21 protein-coding genes are annotated in these 20,333 nt (G+C 63.4%); 11 read left to right on the top strand and 10 right to left on the bottom strand.

Going from position 1 to position 20,333, the window contains the following annotated elements; all coding sequences use genetic code 11:
* From H8695_RS06600 to H8695_RS06560, 9 genes are all read right to left on the bottom strand, one after another.
* Nucleotides 1-915, bottom strand: coding sequence for a dihydrodipicolinate synthase family protein (locus tag H8695_RS06600; protein ID WP_249300146.1), 915 nt, complete (start codon nucleotides 913-915; stop codon nucleotides 1-3).
* A gap of 2 nt (nucleotides 916-917) precedes the next feature.
* Nucleotides 918-1,847, bottom strand: coding sequence for a dihydrodipicolinate synthase family protein (locus tag H8695_RS06595; RefSeq protein WP_249300144.1), 930 nt, complete (start codon nucleotides 1,845-1,847; stop codon nucleotides 918-920).
* A gap of 51 nt (nucleotides 1,848-1,898) precedes the next feature.
* Nucleotides 1,899-2,621, bottom strand: coding sequence for an ABC transporter ATP-binding protein (locus tag H8695_RS06590; RefSeq protein WP_346726799.1), 723 nt, complete (start codon nucleotides 2,619-2,621; stop codon nucleotides 1,899-1,901).
* A complete protein-coding gene (locus tag H8695_RS06585; RefSeq protein WP_249300143.1) occupies nucleotides 2,599-3,402 on the bottom strand; it encodes an ABC transporter ATP-binding protein in 804 nt (267 codons plus the stop codon). The genes H8695_RS06590 and H8695_RS06585 overlap by 23 nt, the downstream gene beginning before the upstream one ends.
* Before the next feature lie 5 nt (nucleotides 3,403-3,407).
* Entirely contained in the window at nucleotides 3,408-4,406 is a 999-nt protein-coding gene (locus tag H8695_RS06580; protein ID WP_249300142.1) for a branched-chain amino acid ABC transporter permease, read from the bottom strand.
* Between the two features lie 4 nt (nucleotides 4,407-4,410).
* Complete coding sequence (locus tag H8695_RS06575; protein ID WP_249300140.1) at nucleotides 4,411-5,280, bottom strand: branched-chain amino acid ABC transporter permease; 870 nt, start codon at nucleotides 5,278-5,280, stop codon at nucleotides 4,411-4,413.
* Between the two features lie 54 nt (nucleotides 5,281-5,334).
* Entirely contained in the window at nucleotides 5,335-6,543 is a 1,209-nt protein-coding gene (locus H8695_RS06570) for an ABC transporter substrate-binding protein (RefSeq protein ID WP_249300138.1), read from the bottom strand.
* 259 nt (nucleotides 6,544-6,802) lie between these two features.
* A complete protein-coding gene (locus tag H8695_RS06565; RefSeq protein WP_249300137.1) occupies nucleotides 6,803-7,810 on the bottom strand; it encodes a 2-dehydro-3-deoxygalactonokinase in 1,008 nt (335 codons plus the stop codon).
* Nucleotides 7,807-8,484, bottom strand: a complete 678-nt coding sequence (locus H8695_RS06560; RefSeq protein ID WP_249300136.1) for a bifunctional 4-hydroxy-2-oxoglutarate aldolase/2-dehydro-3-deoxy-phosphogluconate aldolase — start codon at nucleotides 8,482-8,484, stop codon at nucleotides 7,807-7,809. The genes H8695_RS06565 and H8695_RS06560 overlap by 4 nt, the downstream gene beginning before the upstream one ends.
* Nucleotides 8,485-8,965: 481 nt before the next feature.
* Between H8695_RS06560 and H8695_RS06555 the strand changes: the two genes are divergently transcribed.
* The 8 genes from H8695_RS06555 to mnmL all read left to right on the top strand — a co-directional run bounded on the left by H8695_RS06555 (nucleotide 8,966) and on the right by mnmL (nucleotide 15,178).
* The gene (locus H8695_RS06555) at nucleotides 8,966-9,226 is read left to right on the top strand and encodes a helix-hairpin-helix domain-containing protein (protein ID WP_249300135.1); all 261 of its coding nucleotides are present in this window, start codon (nucleotides 8,966-8,968) and stop codon (nucleotides 9,224-9,226) included.
* On the top strand, nucleotides 9,223-9,507 hold the full coding sequence (locus H8695_RS06550) for a DUF503 domain-containing protein (protein WP_249300133.1): 285 nt from the start codon (nucleotides 9,223-9,225) through the stop codon (nucleotides 9,505-9,507). The genes H8695_RS06555 and H8695_RS06550 overlap by 4 nt, the downstream gene beginning before the upstream one ends.
* Nucleotides 9,504-10,052 (top strand): RNA 2',3'-cyclic phosphodiesterase, encoded by a 549-nt coding sequence (gene thpR / locus H8695_RS06545; protein ID WP_249300132.1) that lies wholly within the window; start codon nucleotides 9,504-9,506, stop codon nucleotides 10,050-10,052. The genes H8695_RS06550 and thpR overlap by 4 nt, the downstream gene beginning before the upstream one ends.
* Nucleotides 10,053-10,094: 42 nt before the next feature.
* Nucleotides 10,095-11,060, top strand: a complete 966-nt coding sequence (locus tag H8695_RS06540; protein WP_249300130.1) for a 3'-5' exonuclease — start codon at nucleotides 10,095-10,097, stop codon at nucleotides 11,058-11,060.
* A gap of 22 nt (nucleotides 11,061-11,082) precedes the next feature.
* Nucleotides 11,083-11,799 carry a purine-nucleoside phosphorylase gene (deoD, locus tag H8695_RS06535; protein ID WP_249300129.1) on the top strand — a complete coding sequence of 239 codons (717 nt, stop codon included), beginning with the start codon at nucleotides 11,083-11,085 and terminating at the stop codon, nucleotides 11,797-11,799.
* Nucleotides 11,796-12,971 carry a phosphopentomutase gene (locus H8695_RS06530; protein WP_249300127.1) on the top strand — a complete coding sequence of 392 codons (1,176 nt, stop codon included), beginning with the start codon at nucleotides 11,796-11,798 and terminating at the stop codon, nucleotides 12,969-12,971. The genes deoD and H8695_RS06530 overlap by 4 nt, the downstream gene beginning before the upstream one ends.
* Nucleotides 12,972-13,111: 140 nt before the next feature.
* Entirely contained in the window at nucleotides 13,112-14,227 is a 1,116-nt protein-coding gene (locus H8695_RS06525) for a 4-hydroxybutyrate dehydrogenase (protein WP_249300125.1), read from the top strand.
* A gap of 45 nt (nucleotides 14,228-14,272) precedes the next feature.
* On the top strand, nucleotides 14,273-15,178 hold the full coding sequence (gene mnmL, locus H8695_RS06520) for a tRNA modification radical SAM protein MnmL/YtqA (protein ID WP_249300124.1): 906 nt from the start codon (nucleotides 14,273-14,275) through the stop codon (nucleotides 15,176-15,178).
* A gap of 53 nt (nucleotides 15,179-15,231) precedes the next feature.
* Here the strand turns inward: mnmL and H8695_RS06515 are convergent, their stop codons facing one another.
* Nucleotides 15,232-16,569: a CCA tRNA nucleotidyltransferase gene (locus H8695_RS06515; protein WP_249300123.1), complete on the bottom strand. Its 1,338-nt coding sequence runs from the start codon at nucleotides 16,567-16,569 to the stop codon at nucleotides 15,232-15,234.
* Nucleotides 16,570-16,735: 166 nt separating this feature from the next.
* Between H8695_RS06515 and H8695_RS06510 the strand changes: the two genes are divergently transcribed.
* The 3 genes from H8695_RS06510 (at nucleotide 16,736) to H8695_RS06500 (ending at nucleotide 20,329) form a co-directional block, all read left to right on the top strand.
* Nucleotides 16,736-18,046, top strand: coding sequence for a Na+/H+ antiporter NhaC family protein (locus H8695_RS06510; protein WP_430413289.1), 1,311 nt, complete (start codon nucleotides 16,736-16,738; stop codon nucleotides 18,044-18,046).
* 106 nt (nucleotides 18,047-18,152) lie between these two features.
* Nucleotides 18,153-19,988, top strand: coding sequence for a DNA helicase RecQ (recQ, locus tag H8695_RS06505; protein ID WP_249300119.1), 1,836 nt, complete (start codon nucleotides 18,153-18,155; stop codon nucleotides 19,986-19,988).
* A complete protein-coding gene (locus H8695_RS06500) occupies nucleotides 19,988-20,329 on the top strand; it encodes an arsenate reductase family protein (RefSeq protein WP_249300118.1) in 342 nt (113 codons plus the stop codon). The genes recQ and H8695_RS06500 overlap by 1 nt, the downstream gene beginning before the upstream one ends.
* Nucleotides 20,330-20,333 lie beyond the last annotated feature (4 nt).

Genomic DNA, 20,333 nt, shown 5'->3' with positions numbered 1-20,333 from the left:
TTACACGCGGTAGAACTGCTCGACGGGCTTGAGAAGTTCATCCATCTCGGCATAGTTTTCGGCCTTGTACTTGAAAGCGCGCGAGCGGAATTTGTCGGACTTTATCACGCCGCGCTTTTTGAGAATGTAGTAGAAGCTCGGCCCCCAGTACATCCCCTCATAGAGCAGAAGCGGCGCGCACTGCTCGTGGATTTCCCACGCGCGGTCGAGATTGCCCGCCTCGAGCTCATCCCAGATGCGCACGAAGATGTCGCCGAGGTGGTTCGCCGGCATACAGCCGCAGGCGCCACGCAGATAGTTCTCGATGATGGTCAGACCGCTCTGGCCGCTCATGACGCCGCCGAACACGCCGGGAGCCTCCGCCTTGCCCATCTCGACGAGCTCGCTGATCAGCGGCATCTCAAAGGGAGTCTCCTCCTTGACAAAGCTGACATGCTCGCACTCGCGCGAGATCTGCATGATCTGCTCGGCGGTCATGACGGGGCCGGTGGGGGGAGCGTTCTGGATGATGATGGGCAGATTCGTCGCCCGGTCGAGATCGTGGAAGAAGCGGCGCATCTCGTCCCAGGTGACGGGCTTTGTGACGGGGGGCATGCTCATCACGGCGTCCATGCCGATGGACTCGGCGTACTTCGCGTGGAAGATGCAGTGCTCGGTGGAGCGGCCGTTGATGCCCATGACGAGCGGCACACGCCCGGCGGTCTGCTCGGTGATGACGCGGTTGAGCTCGTGGTGCTCCTCGTCGGTGAACGTGTAGAACTCCGCGGCGTTGACGGTGGTGACAATGCCGTGTACGCCGCAGTCGATGGTGAAGTCGGTCATCTTTCTGACATCGTCCCAGTCGATCTCGAGATTGTCTTTATAGGGTGTGATGACCGGAACATAGATGCCTCTGTAGTCAAATTTTACGCTCATCTTCAGGCCCCCTTCCCAGTGTGTGCCAGTTTTTTCTTCAGTGATGCGAGCGTGCGGTCGAGGTCGCGCTCGTTGCGCTCGTCGAACTGCGGCCGCCCGGTGGAGCGCAGCGTCGTGTGGGCAATGACGCCGCGGCGCCGGAGGATACTCTTCTCCATGTCGAGGGGATAGAGGCGCTCGATGAGATAGACGGGGCTCACAGCGTACTGGAGCTCCTTTGCGCGCGCCTCGTCGCCCGCCTCGAGGGCGTTCCACAGCGCCACCGACAGATCGCACAGGTGCACGCCCGGCGAGAAGAGTCTGGCGCCGCGCCGGTAGTCGTGAATCATGTCGTAGCCGTTCTCGCCGGTTGACACGCCGTCAAAGGAGCCGGAGGGGAGCTTTTTCGCCGCGTCGAGAATCGAGGTGATCGCGGCCTGTAGCGTCGCGGTCTCGGTCTTGACATAGCGCACGTTTTTGAGCAGGCCGATGACCTGCATCTGCTGACCGACGCCGATGCCGACGCCGCGCTCGGGTGCGTCGAGCAGCATGATCGGAATGTGCAGCGCCGCATCCATGGGCTTGAGGCCGAGCTCGACCACTTCGTCCCAGGCGTAGCCCGACAGGTAGGGGAGCCCGAAGAGCACCGCGGCCGCGCCGTGTTCCTGCGCGTGGACGGCCCACTGAACCGCGAGCATGGGGCTCATGGCCGACACGCCGACGATGACCGGCACCCGGCCCGCCGTGTGGCTGAGTACGGTCTCGACGACCGCGCGGCGCTCGTCGTCGGTGAACTTGACAAATTCGCTGCCATAGTCGCAGACCGTCAGGCCCTGCACGCCCTTTTCAACCGCGAAGTCGACCACGTTTTTGAGACTTTCAAAATCGATCTCGCCACCCTCGAAAAAGGGCGTGGGCAGCGAGGGAAAGATCCCTTTGAGTTTCTCTTGCATATTCCATTTCTCCTCATAAACAGTTGGTTGTGTTGTACGTTTGTCCGTGGATCAGCCGCCGCCGCCGAGATAGGCCTTGGTGACGGCCGGATCGTGAATGAGCTCGCTGCTTGCCCCGTGCATGACCATCACACCGTTTTCGAGCACATAGGTCTCATTCGAGACCTCCATGGCCATGTAGGCATTCTGCTCGACCAGGATGATGGAGATGCCCAGGCGCTCGTTGATCTGCCGGATGATCTGAAACATGTCGTCGACGATGATCGGCGCAAGGCCCAGAGACGGCTCGTCGAGCAGCAGAAGTTCGGGCTTGTTCATCAGCCCCCGGCCGATGGCGAGCATCTGCTGCTCGCCGCCGGAGAGAGTGCCGCCGTTCTGGCTGTTTCTCTCACGAAGCCGCGGGAAGATGTCGTAGACCTCCTCGATGTCGCGCTGGAGCTCGCTCTTTTTGATTTTGCGGCTGAAAGCGCCCATCTCAAGATTTTCGCGGACCGTCAGCTTCGGGAAAATCTTGCGGCCCTCCGGCACACAGGTGACCCGGCGCTTGACGATGTCGTGGGTCTTGAGCCCGGTGAGCCGCTCGCCCTTGAATTCGACCGAGCCGCTGCGGGTCTTGACGACCCCCATGATGGTGTTGAGCAGCGTCGTCTTGCCCGCGCCGTTGGCGCCGATGACCGAGACGATCTGGCCCTCGTCGATGGCGAAAGAGACGCTGTGCAGAGCCTGGACCTCGCCGTAGAAGGAATTGACCTCATTGACCGTCAGAATTGCCACTTTGTGCTCCTCCCCTCTTTGCGCCGAGATAGGCCTTGATGACGTCTTCGTTTGTCTGCACCTCACCGGGCGAGCCCTCGGCGATTTTGACGCCGAAGTTCATCACGCTGATGCGCTTGGAGATCTTCATGACAACGTCCATGTTGTGCTCGACAATGAGCATCTTGACGCCGGTGTCAAAGAGCTTGAGCAGCATCTCGATGAACTCGGCGCGCTCGGTCGGGTTGAGACCCGCCGCCGGCTCGTCGAGCAAGATGAGCTTCGGGTCGGCGATCATGGCGATGGCAAGCTCGGTCATCTTCTGAATGCCGTAGGGCAGCGAGAGCACGTTTTCGTTTTGAAAGCGGCTCACCCCGAGAAATTCGAGAATGCCCCGCGCCTTGTCGGCGAGCTCGCGCTCCTCGCGCCGGTAGGTGCCCGGCATGAGCACGGTCTTCACGACGCCCGCTTTCGCCTGCATGTGGGCGCTGACCATGACGTTTTCAAGCATGGTCAGCGACCCGAACAGCTTGAGATTCTGGTAGGTTCGCCGCATGCCCAGCCGTGCGATCTGGTAGGGCTTTCTGCCGGTGATGGGCTGACCGTCAAAGAGGATCTCGCCCTCATCGGGCTTGAGCACGCCGGTGATCATGTTGATGGTCGTGGTCTTGCCGCAGCCGTTCGGACCGATCAGGGCGTGTACGCCGCCCTCCTCGAGGTCGATGGAGAGATCGGAGACGGCGACCAGCCCGCCGAAGCGCTTGGTGATGTTTTTGATCTGTAAGAGCGGTTGTTTTTCCAAGCCGATCAGCGCTCCTTTCTCTTGCGCAGGCCGAGGTTCTCAAGGAAACTCGAGTGCACTTTTTTGTTCTTGCTGAAAAGGGAGATCAGACCGCCCGGCATCGCAATCGCCATGATGAACACGACGATGTAGAACACGAGCCAGTAGTAGTCGCCCAGGAACTTGAGAAATTCGGGCAGTAGCGTGACCATACCCGCGCCGAGCAGACCGCCGAAGACGTTGCCCCAGCCGCCGACCATCATCATCAGAATATAGCGGTTGGACAGATCGCCCGAGAAGTCGTTGGGGGTGATGTAGCCGGCCATGCTGGCATACATGGTGCCCGCGACGCAGGCGAAGATGGCGGCGGTGATAAAGGCTTTGATCTTGATAGAGGTGACGTTGATGCCGCAGGTCTGCACCGATTCGTCATTGTCCTTGACGGCGAGGAAGACACGCCCCCACTTGGAGTGCATGACCCGCCAGCAGAAGAGCACCGAGATCACCAGAATCACCAGAAACACATAGTAGATCGAGGCGTTGCTCTTGAGCTGTTTGCCGAAGAACGTGAAAGACGGAATCTGGCTGAGACCGATTGCGCCGCCGGTGAACTCCGGCAGATTGATCAGCATGATGCGCACGATCTCGGCAAAGGCCGAGGTCATCAGCACGAGATAGATGCCCTTGAGGCGCAGGCAGGGGCCGCCGAGGCCGACGCCGATGATGACGCCCATTCCGACGGAGGCGATCAGGCCGATCCACACCGGCACGCCCAGGCGCAGAGCCAGAAGCGAAGAGGTGTAGGCGCCGAGGGCGACCATGCCGACCGCGCCGACGTTGAGAAGCCCGACGTAGCCCGAGAGCAGATTCAGCCCCAGAACCACGACCATGTTGACAATGGCCTGGTTGATCAGGCGCCCCCAGTAGGCGCTTTTGACAAAGACCGGCACGAGCAGGGCGAGCACGAGAGCGGCCGCCGCGAGCGCGATCTTGAGAGATTTGGAGTGGTGCAGCTTCTTTGTCATGCGCTCAGCCCCCTTTCTTGCCCAGAATCCCCTGCGGGCGGAACATCAGAAATCCGACGATCAGCACAAAGGAGATGATGTCCTTGTAGATGCCGGGGCCGCCGAGAATGGAGTAGATCGCCTCGACGATGCCGACGAACAGGCCGCCCGCGATCGCGCCGTTGAGGCTGCCGAAGCCGCCGACAACACCGGCGACAAAGCCCTTGGAGCCGATCATGGTCGTCATGTTCAGGCTGATGCCGTACAGCGGGATGAGCAGCGCGCCGATCAGGCCGCAGATCGCGACGCTGACGCCGCAGGCGAGCAGCATCATGCGGTCGACGTTGATGCCCATCAGCGGGGCCGCCTTGTAGTCCTGCGAGACGGCGCGCAGGGCCTTGCCCATCTTGGTCTTGGTCATCAGCAGCCACTGGAGAACCAGAATGAGGATGCCGACGATGATCATGGCGATCGAGGCCTTGGTGATGGGCGCGGGGCCGATTTTGACGACGCCGCTCAAAAAGTCCGGAACGGTGAAGCTGACCGCGCCGTAGACCAGCCGTGCGATCTCGCGGAGCATCAGCGAGAGCGCGAGGCACCCTGTGATGGCGTAGGTCGTCGGCAGGTGGCGAAGCGGGTTGAAAGCCACCTGTCCAAGCGCCACGCCGAGGGCGGCCATCACGAGGATGGTGCCGATGACGCCGGCGAACCCGCCGATGCCGAAGCCCAGAACAAAGGTTCCGCCGAAGATGTAGGCGCCGAACATGATGTATTTGTCGTGGCCGAAGTTGATCAGTCCGCTCGTGTTGAACAGAAGCGTGTATTCAATCGCAATCAGACAGTAGATAAACCCCATGGCCACGCCGTTGACGAGCAGCTGGATTGCACTTTGCATGGCGTTGACCACCTCCCAATCTGTGAAATATCGACCATGCAGACGGGGCGATGGTTACTCGGGATCGACGCTGAACAGGTCGATGAAGCTTCTCTCGCCGTTTTTCATCTCATAGACAATGCCGCTGTGGCAGAAGTCCTGATTGGAGTCGCAGGTGAGATAGCCGGTGATGGCCGGGAAGTCCTTGGTCTCGCGAAGGGCCTCGGCGACCTTTGCAGGGTCGGTGCTCTGGGCGCGCTCGATGGCGTCGCAGTAGAGGTAGATGGCGGGCACGAGCGAGCAGACGTTGTTGTTCGGGGACTCGCCGTTGAATTTCGCCTTGTACTGCTGCTCAAACTCGGTGAAGTACTCCCACTGGTTGCCGGGGCAGGACTCGCCGATGGCCACAATGCCCTCGGACTCCTCGGTCGAGACGAGGTTGTTGAAGTCCGGATTGCCGATGCCGTTGCTGCCGAAGACCGGAACATTGTAGTCGAGTTCCAGCCGCTGGCGGACAAGAATGGCGTACTCCTCCTCATGGCCCCAAAGAAGCATGGTGTCGCAGCCGGCATTTTTCAGAGTGAGAAGCTGGCTGTAGTAGTCTTTCGCACCGACGGTGTAGCCGTCTGCGATGAGCTCTTTGCCGTTCTTTTCGCAGTAGCCCTTGGCGACCTCATAGGCCTGGGTGCCGTAGTCGTCCATGCTGTAGATCATGCCGAGCTTTTTGGCGCCCATCTCCTGGAAGACATACTCCACGGCAAGCGTGACCATCAGCTGGTCGTTCGGGCGCATGCGGAACAGCCAGGGGTTGTTAAGCTCCCAGATCGAGGGGCTCGAACCGCCGTACAGCACCGGCCGGCCCGCCTCCTTGGCGATGTCGGAGATGCCCATGACCTGCGAGCTGTACATGAAGCCGAACACGCCGACGACGTTCTTGTCGGAGAACTGGCGGTTGATGGCGTTGACCGAACCCTCAACGGTGCCCTGGGTGTCCTCCTGCTTGATGACGAGCTTCTTGCCCATGACGCCGCCCTCGGCGTTGATCATGTCGGCCACCATCTGATAGGCCTTTGCCTCACCCTCGCCGTTGGAGGCGCCGGAGCCCGAGAGGTCGCTGCACGCGCCGAGGACGATCTCGCCGTCGAACTGGTTCTCTGTACCGCTCTGACCCGGGTCAGAGGTGCCGGGGTCGCTCTGCGCCGGCTTGCAGCCCACAAAAACCGCCGCCAGCATGACTGTGGCCAGCAATATGGCCAACCATTTTTTACCGTTTCCCTTTAACATGTCGTACCCTCCTTAAATTGTGTTCTCTGCCGGAATATCGGATCGATCGCCTGGTGATGCTTTCATCTTATCGTCGAAACGTCGAAAAAATGTCTATAATTTGGGCGAGGCAACCAAAAAACCAAAAAAAGGCAGTGAAAAATTGGGCAGTTTTGTTGTGCAAAATGCGCAACAGGGCGGGGAGGAGCGACTGACGGGGTGGCACGGGCGCAAAAAAAGGGCACCTGTCCGAAGACAGGCGCCCCGTGGGACGGAGAGATTACAGCAGACCGAGCCGCTGTGCGACCATACGCGCGCCGAGCGCAGCGAGCGGCGCGCCGTCGGATGGGCGCTCCTCGCGAACCTGGGCAAATGCGCCGGTGTCGCGCAGCACATCTGCGATGGCCTGGCGCAGAGGCTCCTTGCCGGTGACGACGACCGTGGCGTCGCGCCCGGCCCGGAGCGCCGACGAGCCGAGAAGTGCGGCAGCGTCGTTTTGAAGCACCGCACCGAGGATGAAGTTTGCAATTTTTTCGGCGTCGTTTTGGGTGAACTGGCTGAGGATGCGCCCGGCGAAACAGGCGCGCCCGAGCCCCACCCGCTCGGCGGTGCGCCGGCCGAGCAGGACCATGTCGCGGTCGTAGCTCTGCGCGGTGACAAAGCCGTGCCCGACGGCGTCTGCGATGATGGTGTTTTTGGTGATGACATCGAGCAGTTCGCCTGTGATCGACGTCACGCAGGCGCTGATACGGCCGTCGGCTCCGACGCCGACAAATTTGGTGTGGGAGCCCGGCAGGACCAGCAGCAGGGGCAGCTCCCCGCGGTGGCTCTCGATCAGCGGCAGGCACTCGGCCTCCTCGCCGCGCATCATGTCCATGCGCTCGAAGTTGCCGGTGTCGACGGGGGTGGTGAAGTTTTTGACCCCCGGAATAAACCAGATGGGCGTGGGGCAGACATCCTCGAGCAGTACGCTCTTCGCGCCTGCCGCGAGCTCGTCGACCCCGGCGGGGGCGGCGACGTGTGGCAGCTCGTAGAGCCCCACATTCGAGGTGATCATGCCCGAGGCGAGCACACACTGCAGCTGCGCCCCTGTGAGCGCCGCGCCCTCGAGCAGTTCCCGCACGCAGTCGCGCACCGCCGCGCGCAGCTTTTCGCTGTTGCCGTCAATGGCGGTATTGCGCACTCCCACCGGTCGGGAGGCCGAAGCAATCAGGGCAAAGTCCTGGTCAAAGAGATGTACGCGGGTGTTTGTTGTGCCCGCGTCGATGGTGATGACATACCGGCTCATTCTGCACTCTCCTCTCTCTCAAAGGCGTCGACGGCCTCGCGGCAGAGGCGGGCCGACTGTGTCAGAGCGTCGAAGTTCTTCGACGCAATGGCGGGCAGACTGACGAGCTTGCCGCCGAGGCCGAGGCAGCAGGCCCCGGCGCGCAGAAAGTCGGCGGCGTTTTTCTCGTCGACGCCGCCGACGGCCGAGAAGAGAAGATGGGGCAGCGGGGAGCGCAGCGCCCGCAGATAGGCCGGGCCAAACTGGCCGGCGGGGAAGAGCTTGACAATATCGGCGCCGCACGCGTGGGCACGCACAGCCTCGCTCGGCGTGAGCGCCCCCGGCATGGACACAAGGCCGAGGGCCTTTGTCGCGGCGATGACCGCCTCGTCCGTGTTCGGCGAGATGATGTAGCGGGCGCCCGCATCGGCCGCCGACACAGCTTCGTCGGCGGAGAGCACCGTGCCCGCACCGAGCAGCAGCCGGCTGCCGAATGCCCTGTCCAGCGCGCGAATGGAGGCGAGCGTCCGGTCGACACCGTCCTCGCGGGAGTGGTCGAGAGCCAGCTCCAGACAGTCAATGCCGCCTGCCAGAAGAGCCTCGGCCACGGGGCCGACGTCGTCGGGCGATACGCCGCGCACAATGGCGATCAGGCGTCGCTCCCTGATTTTTTGCAGCACAAAACCTGGTGACATGTGAAAGACTCCTTTCCATTTCACCAGGCTCTTCTTGCGATCCGATCGATTCCAGTGTCAGACTACATCAAACAGGGGTGTCCTGTCAACTGCTTTGTGGTATAATAGCCGCAAAGCGGCTATTATATGGAATTCAGGCCATTTTTCTCGCCCCTTGCGGGGCAACCGAAAAATATGGCCACATTATATCATGATCGCTTCGCGCTCATGATATAATAAACCGCAAAGTGACTATTATATGGAACTCAGGCCATGCTCTCGCCCCTTGCGGGACAGTCCCTGCGGGACGGCTGAAAATATGGCCGCACCACCGTTTGCATTGCGCGCTCATGGCGTTTATGCTGCAGAGCTGCTGGCAACATTGATTTTGGGCCGTACGCTCGCCCCCGCGGGAAGTCGAAGACATGGCATCGTATGCCCGCGCCCGTTCGGGTGCGGCAAGACAGACAAGAAAATGATACAAAAGGGGTGCAACCGCACTGTGAAGACGGAACTCAGAACCATTCCGGGTGTGGGGCCGGAGACCGAAAAGGATCTCATCGCCCTCGGCTATACCACGATTGAATCCCTGCGCGGCGCCGATCCGGAGGAACTCTACCGCCGCGACTGCCTGCGCCGGGGCGTGCAGATCGACCGCTGCCAGCTCTATGTCTACCGGTGCGCGGTCTACTTTGCCGAGACCGAGAACCCCGACCCGGAGAAATGCAAGTGGTGGAATTGGAAGGATGGTGGACTCAGATGAATATCGGCTTTCTGGTGCTCGATTTTGTGGCACCTTTCTGCAACTCGCTCAAGGACAAGCGCATGATTGTCCGAAGTCTGCGCGACAAACTGACAAAGCGCTTCAATGTCGCCTTTGCCGAGGTGGGCGAGCAGGACAAGTACCAGCGCATTTTGATCGCTCTCGTCACCATCGCAAACACGCCCGAGCGGGTACACGAGGTGCTCGACCAGGCGCAGGCCTTTGCCGAGGCAAACGCCAAGGGAGCCGAGCTTCTCTCGGCTGAGAGGGAGATGCTTTGAGCGCCGCCGAGCGGCTCTTCGCGGCGATTCTGCTCGATGAGGACTGCCGGACTGCGGCCGCGCAGGCGATCGACGGGCTGCGCGCGGGTGCGGCGGCAGGCAGCTTCACCCCGCGGGAGAATCTGCATCTGACGCTCGTCTTTCTCGGCGAGACCGACCGCGCCGACGCGGCGCGCCGGGCGCTTCGGTCGGTGGAGGGCGCGCCCTTCCCGCTCACGTTCGGTGCGGCCGGCCGCTTTCGCCGCGACGGGGGCGACATCTGGTGGCTGGGCGTCGAACCCTGCGCACCGCTTCTCGCCATTCAGCGGCGTCTCGCCCAGGCTTTTCGCGGCGAGGGCTTTGAGCTGGAGCGCCGCGCCTACCGGCCCCATCTGACCCTCGGGCGGCGGGTGGCGCTGCGCCCCGGCTTTGGCGCCGGGGAGTGGAGCGCGGGTCTGCCGAAGCTGCGCTGTCCCGTCCGGGCGCTGAGCCTCATGCGCTCCGAGCGCACGGCGGGCGGCATGCGCTACACCGAAATTGAGAGACAGCAGCTCTCGCGTGGGTAGCTCCTCTTTGCAAAGAGGGACGCGCCGGTGTAAAATAGAGCAATGTTACTTGGAAATGAGATGGAGATCGAGATGAACTACATTGTGTTCGATCTGGAGTGGAATCAGCCCTGGAACAAGCCGGCTCCGGGAACGCTCGGCAACGAGGTCATCCAGATCGGTGCAGTCAAGGTGGACGAGAGCGCAAAGCCGGTGGCGGAGTTTGACCGGATGATCCGCCCGGTTCACCACAAAAAGCTTCACCCCTATGTCAAAAAGCTCACGGGTCTTCGAAGCGCCGACGTCGCGCGCGGGGGCTCCTTTCACGAGGCGGTGTCCGATTTTCGCGCCTGGTGTGGAGAGGAGGCCTGCTTTGTCACCTGGGGCGGCGAGGATGTGCCGGTGCTGAAAAACCACTTGTCGTTTTGCGGCCTTGCGGACGACTGGCTCGACCCCTGGATTGACTTACAGCGCATCTTCGCCTCGCAGGCGGGCCTCGGCCGTCAGCAGAAGTCGCTGCAGTTCGCGCTGGAGTACTTCGGCATGGAGCAGGAGAAGACCTTTCACGACGCCTGCAACGACGCGCGCTACACCGCGCAGATCATGGCGCGGCTCGACATGGCGCGGGGCCTCGCCGAGTACGAGAGCCTGATCGCCCCCGAGCCAAAGCCCGGGCTTCGCGTGATGAAGACGCTCACCGGCCTTGCCACCCGGCGCGACGCCCTGCGGCACGAAGAGGTGTCCCAGATGCTCTGCCCGGACTGCGGCGCTCTTCTCGACGAGAGCCGCCCCTGGCTCAGCCAGCCGGGCCGGCGCTATATGCGGGTGGTGCGCTGCGGCGAGCACGGTGAGTTTCTCGAGCGCCTCAAGATGACAAAGACCGCCGACGGCTGCCTTGACGCCACGGCCATGCTCTTTGACGCGCAGGAGGAGAGCCTTGCGCTCTATGACCGCCGCGCGGCGAGCCGCGACGAAAAACGACGCGCCCGCCGCGCAAACAGACCAAAACCGGAGCAGCCCCGGCAGTAGAATGAAACCAGGAGGGATTGCAATGTCACAGGTTCCGACACCCCACATCGGCGCGCCGGAGGGCGCGTTCGCCCCGACGGTGCTCATGCCCGGCGACCCGCTGCGCGCTAAATTCATCGCCGAGCGCTTTCTCGACGAGCCGCAGCTTGTCACTTCGGTGCGCGGCATGCTCGGCTACACGGGCGTCTACCGCGGCGTGCCACTCTCGGTGATGGGCAGCGGGATGGGATGCCCGTCCATGGGCATCTACTCCTATGAGCTGTTCCACTTCTACCAGGTGGAGAACATCATCCGCATCGGCTCGGCCGGGGCCATTCACCCCGATTTGAAGCTGCGCGATATCGTCGCGGGGCTCGCGGTCTGCACCGACTCGCACTACAGCGACCAGTTCGGTCTGCCCGGCACCTTTGCCCCGGCGGCCTCATACACATTGCTCGAGCGGGCGGTGACGGCCGCGCGGGAGCAGAATGTCGAGCTCGTCGTCGGCAGCCTGCTCTGCTCGGACAAGTTTTACGACGATGCGGCGGGCCTCGAAACATGGCGGCGGGTGGGAACGCTCGCCGTTGAGATGGAGTCGGCGGCCCTGTACGCGAACGCCGCGCGCGCCGGGAAGAGGGCGCTCGCCCTCTGTACCATCTCAGACCGGCCGCTCGAGGGCGAGTCGCTGCCGAGCGAGGAGCGCGAGCGCAGCTTCACCCAGATGATGCGCATCGCGCTGGAGGCGGCGATCAAACGATGAGCGTGCGGCGGGTCTTTGTCATTGTGATGGACAGCTTCGGCATTGGCGCGCTGCCGGATGCCGGCCGCTTCGGCGACGCGGGCAGCGACACGCTGCGCGCCGTCGCGGCACAGTCGGGCTTCTGCGCGCCCACACTCGCGTCGCTCGGTTTATTCAACATTGCGGGTACGGACCACGCCCGTGCGGTCCGTGCGCCCCGGGGCGCATTCGGCCGCATGGCGGAGCGCTCCGCCGCCAAGGACACCACCACCGGCCACTGGGAGCTCGCGGGACTGATTTCCGAGAGTGCGCCGCCCACGTTTCCCGGCGGCTTCCCGCAGGATTTCATCGACCGCCTGGAACAGGCAACCGGCAGAGGGACGCTCTGCAACCGCCCCTATTCGGGCACACAGCTTCTTCTCGACTACGGCCGCGAGCACGAGGCGACGGGAAAACTCATCGTCTACACCTCGGCCGACAGCGTCTTTCAGATCGCGGCCCACGAGGCGGTGGTGCCGCTGCCCGAGCTCTACGCCGCCTGCGAGACGGCGCGCGGGCTGCTCACGGGGCCGCTCGCCGTCAGCCGGGTGATCGCGCGCCCCTTTGTGGGCGAGTATCCGCGCTACACCCGCACGGCGAACCGCCACGACTATTCTCTGCCCCCGACGGGCCCCACCATGCTCGACCGGCTCACCGGCGCCGGGTACGATGTGATCGGCGTGGGCAAGATCGGCGACATCTTTGCGGGCGTCGGCGTCGGGGAGAGCCTGCGCACAACGGGCAACGCCGACGGCATGGCGCGCACGCTCGACTGCCAGAGGAGGGACTTTACAGGGCTCTGCTTTGTCAACCTCGTCGACTTTGACATGCTCTACGGCCACCGAAACGACGCGGCGGGCTACGCTGCGGCCGTCATGGAGTTTGACCGGTGGCTGCCGGCCTTTCTCGGCGGCATGCGCGGGGGAGATCTGCTCTTTGTCACGGCCGACCATGGCTGCGACCCCTCCACGCCGAGCACGGACCACTCGCGCGAATATGTGCCGCTGCTCGCGGCGGGCCCCACGGTGCGCGCCGGGGCGGATATCGGCACACGCGCCTCTTTCGCCGACCTCGCAGAGACGGTTCTCGACGCGTTCGGCCTCGACGGGCTCGGGACGGGAACGAGCTTTCTGCACGATATTGTATCAAAGTAAATACAATCAATCAAAAACCGGGGCAACCTGCATGGGCGCGCCCCGGTTTTGCGCGCCCGGGGCGTGACAGCGGGCAAAAAAAGTGGTACATTGTACTTAAAACGAACGGCGCGCGGCGCCACTGGAAAAGAGGAGTACCAATGAGACAGTTTTTACTCAAGACGGAAATTCACAAATTTGCCCACTTTGACGAGTTCGCGCGGGAGTTTTCCCTCGGCGAACACGATCTGATCCTGACGCAGGAGTTCATCTACAAGCCCTTTATGGAGAAGCTGAAACTGCCCTGCCAGGTGGTCTTTCAGGAGAAGTACGGCGCGGGCGAGCCGACCGATGAGATGACCGACGCCATTGCGCGCGACGTGTCGGCGCGCCGCTATGACCGGGTGATCGCCGTCGGCGGCGGCACGGTCATCGACATTGCAAAGGTGCTGGCGCTCAAACCCTTTGAGCACCTGACCGAGCTCTTCGACGACCCGGCGCGCATCGTCAAGCAGAAAGAGCTTATCATCGTGCCCACAACCTGCGGCACGGGCAGCGAGGTGACCAATGTCTCCATTTTCGCGCTGCTGTCGCGCCACACCAAGATGGGCATTGCAAACCCCGAGCTCACGCCGGACTATGCGGTGCTCATCCCCGAGCTGATTTCGACGCTGCCGATGAAGTTCTTTCTCTACAGCTCCATCGATGCGCTGGTTCACTCGGTCGAGAGCTATCTCTCTCCGCGTGCGAGCGTCTACAATGAGATGTTTGCCGAGCGCTCCATCGACATCATTTTGAAAGCCTACCAGAGGCTGCTCGCCGAGGGCGAGGGCATCCGCCCCGAGATTGAGGAGGATGTGCTCATCGCCTCGAATTTCGGCGGCATCTCCTTTGGCAACAGCGGTACGGGCGCGGTTCACGCCATGAGCTATCCGCTCGGCGGAACCTACCATGTCGCCCACGGCGAGAGCAACTACCAGTTCTTCTGCGCAGTGCTCAAGCGCTACGAGCAGAAACACGACGCGGGCAAGCTTGTCGCCCTCAAAGAGCGGCTCTCAGGGCTTCTCGGCTGCGCGCCCGGCGAGGCGTTCGACCAGCTCGACGCGCTGCTCGGCCGGCTCATTGAAAAGCACAAGCTGCGCGACTACGGCATGAAGCCGGAGGAGATCGAGCGCTTTGCAAAGAGCGTCATCGAGGGCCAGCAGAGGCTGCTTGTCAACAATTTCGTGCCCCTGAGCGAGGAAGAGATCGCCGACATTTACCGCAAACTCTATTAAAACAGTGAGAACCCCCGCCGGTCGGGGGTTCTTTTTGGAGGACGCATGGAGCGCTATCGTTCCTTTCGGCAGCACTGCCTTGAGCGCTACGGCTGCCGGCTCTACAAGCTCGCGCTCGACGGGGGCATGACCTGCCCGAACCGCGACGGCACACTGGGAACGCGGGGGTGCCTCTTCTGCAGCGCGGGCGGCTCGGGCGAGTTTGCCGCGCCCGCCGCGCTCGGCGTGGCGGCCCAGATTGAGCAGGCAAAGAAGCTTGTCGCGCGCAAGAGCCGCGAGGGGGCCTATATGGCCTACTTTCAGTCCTACACCAACACTTACGCGCCGGTGGAGCGGCTGCGCGCTCTCTTCACCGAGGCGCTCGCCCAGCCTGGCGTCGCCGCGCTCTCGGTCGCGACCCGGCCCGATTGTCTGCCCGATGAGACCGTGGCGCTTCTCGCGCAGCTCAACCGGGAAAAGCCGGTGACGGTAGAGCTCGGTCTGCAGACGGCGGACGAGGCGACGGCGAAGCGCATCCGGCGGGGATATGAGCTGCCCTGCTTCGACGATGCGGTACGCCGCCTCGCGGCGGCGGGGCTCGAGGTGGTGGCCCATGTGATCATCGGCCTGCCGGGCGAGGGGGAGCGCGAGCTCAGCCATACGATCGGGCATTTGAACGCCCTGCCGGTCGGCGGAGTGAAGCTGCAGCTTCTGCATGTGCTCGAGGGCAGCGACCTTGCCGACCTCTGGCAGCGCGGGGAAGTTGAGACGCTCACGCCCGAGCGGTATGCGGAGCTTCTCTGCGGCTGCATCGAGCGGCTGCGGCCGGACATCGTCATCCACCGCCTCACCGGCGACGGGCCGAAGAGGCTGCTGCTCGCGCCGCTGTGGAGCGCCGACAAAAAGAGGGTGCTCCAGTTTCTGCGCGACGAGATGGAGCGCCGCGACACCCGTCAGGGGCGGCTGTTTTAAAAGCAGAGAAGAGGCCGGGACACTGTCCCGGCCTCTGTCGTGTGGTGTGGGGCTCACGGCGTCTGTGAGCGAAGCTCTTCCGCATAGCCGAGCAGTACATCCCGCTCGTTTTGACAGCGGCCCTCGATGACGGCGTCGAGCAGTTTCTGCAGCAGCGCGCCGAGCCCGGGGCCGGGCGGTATGCCGAGGGCGATCAGATCGCCACCTTTCACGGCGAGATCCCGCAGGCAAAAACAGGCCCCCTGCTCGAGTACGCGCGCGAGAATCGACTCGACCTCGTCGAGCTGCTGGGCGCGGCTCGAGACGCCGGGCGCATGGGCGGCATTGTCGGCGCGCTTGACTTCCAGCAGAAGCCGAAGCCGCTTCTCGCCGAGCCGCCCGAGCCACCGGCGCACCGCGCGCTCGGAGCGCTCGATGGGAATGTCGTGGGAGAGAATCAGCTCGCACACGGTGTCAACGGTCTCGTTGTCAAAGCGCAGGCGGCGCAGTATGTCACGCGCCATCTCGCTGCCGCGCAGCGCGTGGCCGTAGAAGTGGCCTGCTCCGTCGCGGCCGAGAGTGAAAGTTTCGGGCTTTCCGACGTCGTGCAGCAGCAGAGAAAGCCGCAGCACGGGGACGGGGCGCACTGCCGCGAGCGCCTCGACGGTGTGGGTGTAGACGTCGTAGAGGTGGTATTTGGAGCGCTGCTCAAACCCGACCATGGGCAGAAGTTCCGGCACAAACACCCCGAGCACGTCGGGGTACTCGAGCAGGATCTCCCGGGCATCCTGCCCGCAGAGAAGCCGCACAAGCTCCGCGGCGATCCGTTCGGCCGACACACGCTCGAGAAGCGCGCGGCACTCATGCACGGCGCGGGCTGTGTCAGCCTCAATGGCAAAGCCGAGAACCGAGCCAAAGCGCAGCGCGCGCAGAATGCGCAGTGCGTCCTCCTCAAAGCGGTGGGCGGGCTCGCCCACCGCGCGCAGCAGCCGGCGGCCGAGATCGTCCCGCCCCCCGAACGGATCGACAAGCTCCCCCTTCGGGGAGAGGGCCATGGCGTTGACGGTGAAATCCCGCCGGGCGAGGTCCTGCGTGAGTTCGTCGGTGAAGCGCACCGAGTCAGGGTGGCGGCCGTCGGAGTAGCCGCCGTCGACGCGGTAGGTCGTGACCTCGACGGCCTGCCCGCCGGCGAGCGCCGTGACGGTGCCGTGGCGCAGGCCGGTCTCGATCACCCGCAGGCCGCACAGCGCACATTTGACCTGTTCGGGCAGGGCGCTGGTCGCCACGTCAAAGTCGTGCGGCTCACGCCCCATGAGCAGATCGCGCACACAGCCGCCGACAAGATGGGCCTCAAATCCGAGGCCGGTGAGCCGCCCGAGCACCTGCCGCACGCCGTCCGGTATCGAAAACAAATCGCCGCCCCCTCTCTTTTTATGGTATCGTGTGTCCCCCCACAGGAACCTGTCCTGCGGGGGACACACGCTCTGCGTTTCGTATATGGCCATTTTCAACTATTATATCATTTTGGCTTGCCGTCTGTCGAGTGAGCCCTTGCGCGCCGCGGGAGCGCAGGTTACAATAGAAGACAGACAAACGGGGGTGGAAACAGTGAACAAAAAGGGAAATCCTCTGGCGCTGCTGCCGATCGGGGTCTTTCTTGCACTCTTCGTCGGCGTTGGCGTCGCCTCGGGCGACTTCTATGTCATGCCGGCGGTGGTGGGCTTTGTCATCGCCTTTGCAGTGGCGCTCTGCCTGAACCCGAAGAGAAAACTCTCGGACAAGCTGGCCGTTGCCGCGCGCAGCATGGGCGAGGAGAACATCATGACTATGTGTCTGATCTTCATTCTCGCGGGCGGCTTCTCGGGAGCGGTGTCGGCGGCGGGCGGTGTCGAGAGTACGGTCAATCTCGGCCTTTCGGTTCTGCCGGCGCGTTTCGCGGTGGCGGGGCTCTTTGTCATCGGGTGCTTCATCTCCCTGTCGATGGGCACCTCGATGGGAACCATCGCCGCTCTCGCGCCGATTGCGGCAGGCATCAGCGAAAAGACCGGGATTGAGATGGCCATCTGCATCGCGGCGGTGGTCTGCGGCGCCATGTTCGGCGACAATCTGTCCATGATCTCCGACACCACCATCGCCGCTGCGCGCACCCAGGGCTGCGACATGCGCGACAAGTTCACGGAGAACTTTCTCATTGTTCTGCCCGCCGCGGTGATCACGGTCGGCATCTTTCTCGCGCTGACCTGGAACAGCTCCTTTGAGCTGCGCGAAGAGCTCACTTTCAACCTCTGGCGCGTGCTGCCGTATCTGGTGATTCTCGTCGGCGCGCTCGTGGGGGTCAATGTGTTTGTGGTGCTGCTCTCGGGCACGGCGCTCGCGCTTGTCGTGGGCATTGCGACTGGTGCGTTTGCCCTCGCGGAGTGTTTTCAGGTCGTGGCGGGGGGAATCGAGTCCATGTATGAGATCACGGTGATCTCCATGCTGGTGGCGGGCATTGTCGGGCTCGTGCGCGAGGCGGGCGGCATCGACTGGATCATGGGGCTCATCCGCCGGCGGGTACGCAGTGAGCGCGGAGCCGAATTCGGCGTGGCGGCGCTTGTCTCAGCGGTGGATGTGGCGACCGCCAACAACACCGTGGCCATCGTCATCGCGGGGCCCATCGCAAAGGAGATCAGCGACGAGTTCCACGTCGAGCCCAAGCGCACGGCGTCTCTGCTCGACATCTTCGCCTCGGTCTGGCAGGGGGTCATACCCTATGGGGCCCAGCTTCTGTCCGCGGCGGAGCTGACGGCGCTGACGCCCTTTGCGATCATTCCCTATCTCTTCTATCCGCTTCTGATGGCGCTGAGCTCCGTTGGCTTCATTCTGCTGAGAAAGAGAACCCCGAGATGACAGAGGGCGCGCAGCACAGCGCGCCTTCTGTATGCGCCGCGGGCTTTCCTTGCCGCCGGCTTTCTGGTATACTGTAAACTCAAGCAAACAGGAGAGGAAGACCACAGTGGACGAACTGTCAGTCTTAAAGGAAATATTCGGCTACCAGAGCTTTCGCGCGGGGCAGAGCGAGCTCATCGCCGCCGTGCGCGGCGGCCGCGACGCGCTCGGCATCATGCCGACGGGCGCGGGCAAGTCGATCTGCTACCAGGTGCCGGCGCTGCTATTTTCGGGCATCACACTCGTGGTGTCGCCGCTGATCTCGCTGATGAAAGACCAGGTAGGCGCGCTGCGCCAGGCGGGCGTCGCCGCGGCGTTTTTGAACAGCTCGCTGACTTCGGCACAGTTTCTGCGCGCGCTGCAAAACGCCGAGGCGGGCGAGTACAAAATCATCTACGTCGCGCCCGAGCGGCTGCTCACCGATTCGTTTCTGCGCTTTGCCGTGCGCGCCGACATCTCGATGGTGACGGTCGACGAGGCCCACTGTGTGTCGCAGTGGGGGCAGGACTTTCGCCCGAGCTATCTGAAAATCCCCGAGTTTTTAGAACAGCTGCCGCGGCGGCCGGTGGTGTCGGCTTTCACGGCGACCGCCACCGCCCAGGTGCGCGAGGACATTGTCGCCATGCTGGGGCTGCGCGACCCGGCGGTTGTCACAACCGGCTTTGACCGGCCGAACCTCTACTTTGAGGTGCAGCGGCCGCCGGACAAATTTGAGGTGCTCTACCGCTATCTGGGGGAGAACCCCGACCGGTCGGGCATCGTCTACTGTGCCACCCGCAAGACGGTCGAGGAGGTCTGCGGCCGTCTGCAGCGGCTCGGCGTCGACGCCACGCGCTACCACGCGGGGCTTGAGGACGAGGAACGCGAGCGAAACCAGGACGACTTTCTCTATGACCGCGCGCGCGTCATGGTGGCGACCAACGCCTTTGGCATGGGCATCGATAAGTCAAATGTCGGGTTCGTCATCCACTACAACATGCCGAAGAATATGGAGAGCTACTACCAGGAGGCGGGCCGCGCCGGACGCGACGGGTCGGCCGCCGACTGCATTCTGCTCTACTCGGGGCAGGATGTGGTCACCAATCGCTACTTCATCGACCACGCCAGTGAAAACGAGGAGCTCGACGCCGAGACGCTCGCAGCCGTGCGCGAGCGCGACCTCGAGCGCCTGCGCCAGATGACATTCTACTGCACGGTCACGACCACCTGTCTGCGCGCGGCGATTCTCGGCTACTTCGGCGAGCAGGCCCCCGCCTGGTGCGGCAACTGCTCGAGCTGCCTTGCCGTGCACGAGCAGACCGACGTCACCGAGACCGCGCGGCGCATTGTCGACATGGTGGCGCGCAGCGGCGGCCGCTACGGCATCGGCCTGATTGTGGATGCGCTGCGCGGCAGCGCAGGGCGGCGGGTGAGCTCAAGCGGCCTCTTCCGCCAGCCCTCCTACGGCACGGAGCGCGGACGCGACGAGAGGGAGCTGCGGGTCATCATCGACCATCTGCTCGCCAAGGGCTATCTCTACCAGACCGAGGGCGAGTATCCGGTGCTGCGCCCCGGGGAGCGGGCGCGCGAGCTCATGCAGGAGGGGGAGTTTCTCTTCGTGGAGCTGCCCGAGAAAGCCGAGGCCAGGCAGCCGCGCGGCAAGAAGCGGCGCACGGCCTGGCTCGCGGGGGAGGACCACGATCTCTTCGAGCGGCTGCGGCGGCTGCGCGCGCGGCTTGCGGCCTCGCAGGGAGTGCCCGCCTACGCGGTGTTCACCGACGCCACGCTCCACGAGATGGCGCGCAGCGCACCGCGTTCGCCGGAGGAACTTCTGGAGGTGCCGGGCGTCGGCCACGCCAAGCTCGCGCGCTACGGCAAGCTCTTTCTCGGTGAAATTGCCGACTATATCGCGGAGGGCTTCTGATGAACATACAGATTTTCGGCCGGGCGAAGTGCTTCGACACCCGAAAGGCGGAGCGCTGGTTTAAAGAGCGCGGCATCCGCTTTCAGAGCGTCGATCTTATGCGAAAGGGCCTGAGCCGGGGCGAATACGAGAGCGTGCGCCGGGCGGTGGGCTCGCTGCGGGCGCTCATTGACGAGCGATCAAAGGAATATGAGCGGCTCTTCATCGCCCACCTCGCCTACGAGGCGGACATCGAGCAGAAGCTGCTGGAAAATCCCGGTCTCTACCGCACGCCCATCGTGCGAAACGGCCGGCAGGCGACCGTGGGCTTTGCCCCGGACGTCTGGAAGACATGGGAGTGATGAC

The organism is Feifania hominis, from assembly GCF_014384765.1.
Classification (GTDB): Bacteria; Bacillota; Clostridia; order Oscillospirales; family Feifaniaceae; genus Feifania; species Feifania hominis.
Note: the sequence above shows the minus strand (reverse complement) of the source record. Positions and strands in the feature narration are given on the sequence as shown.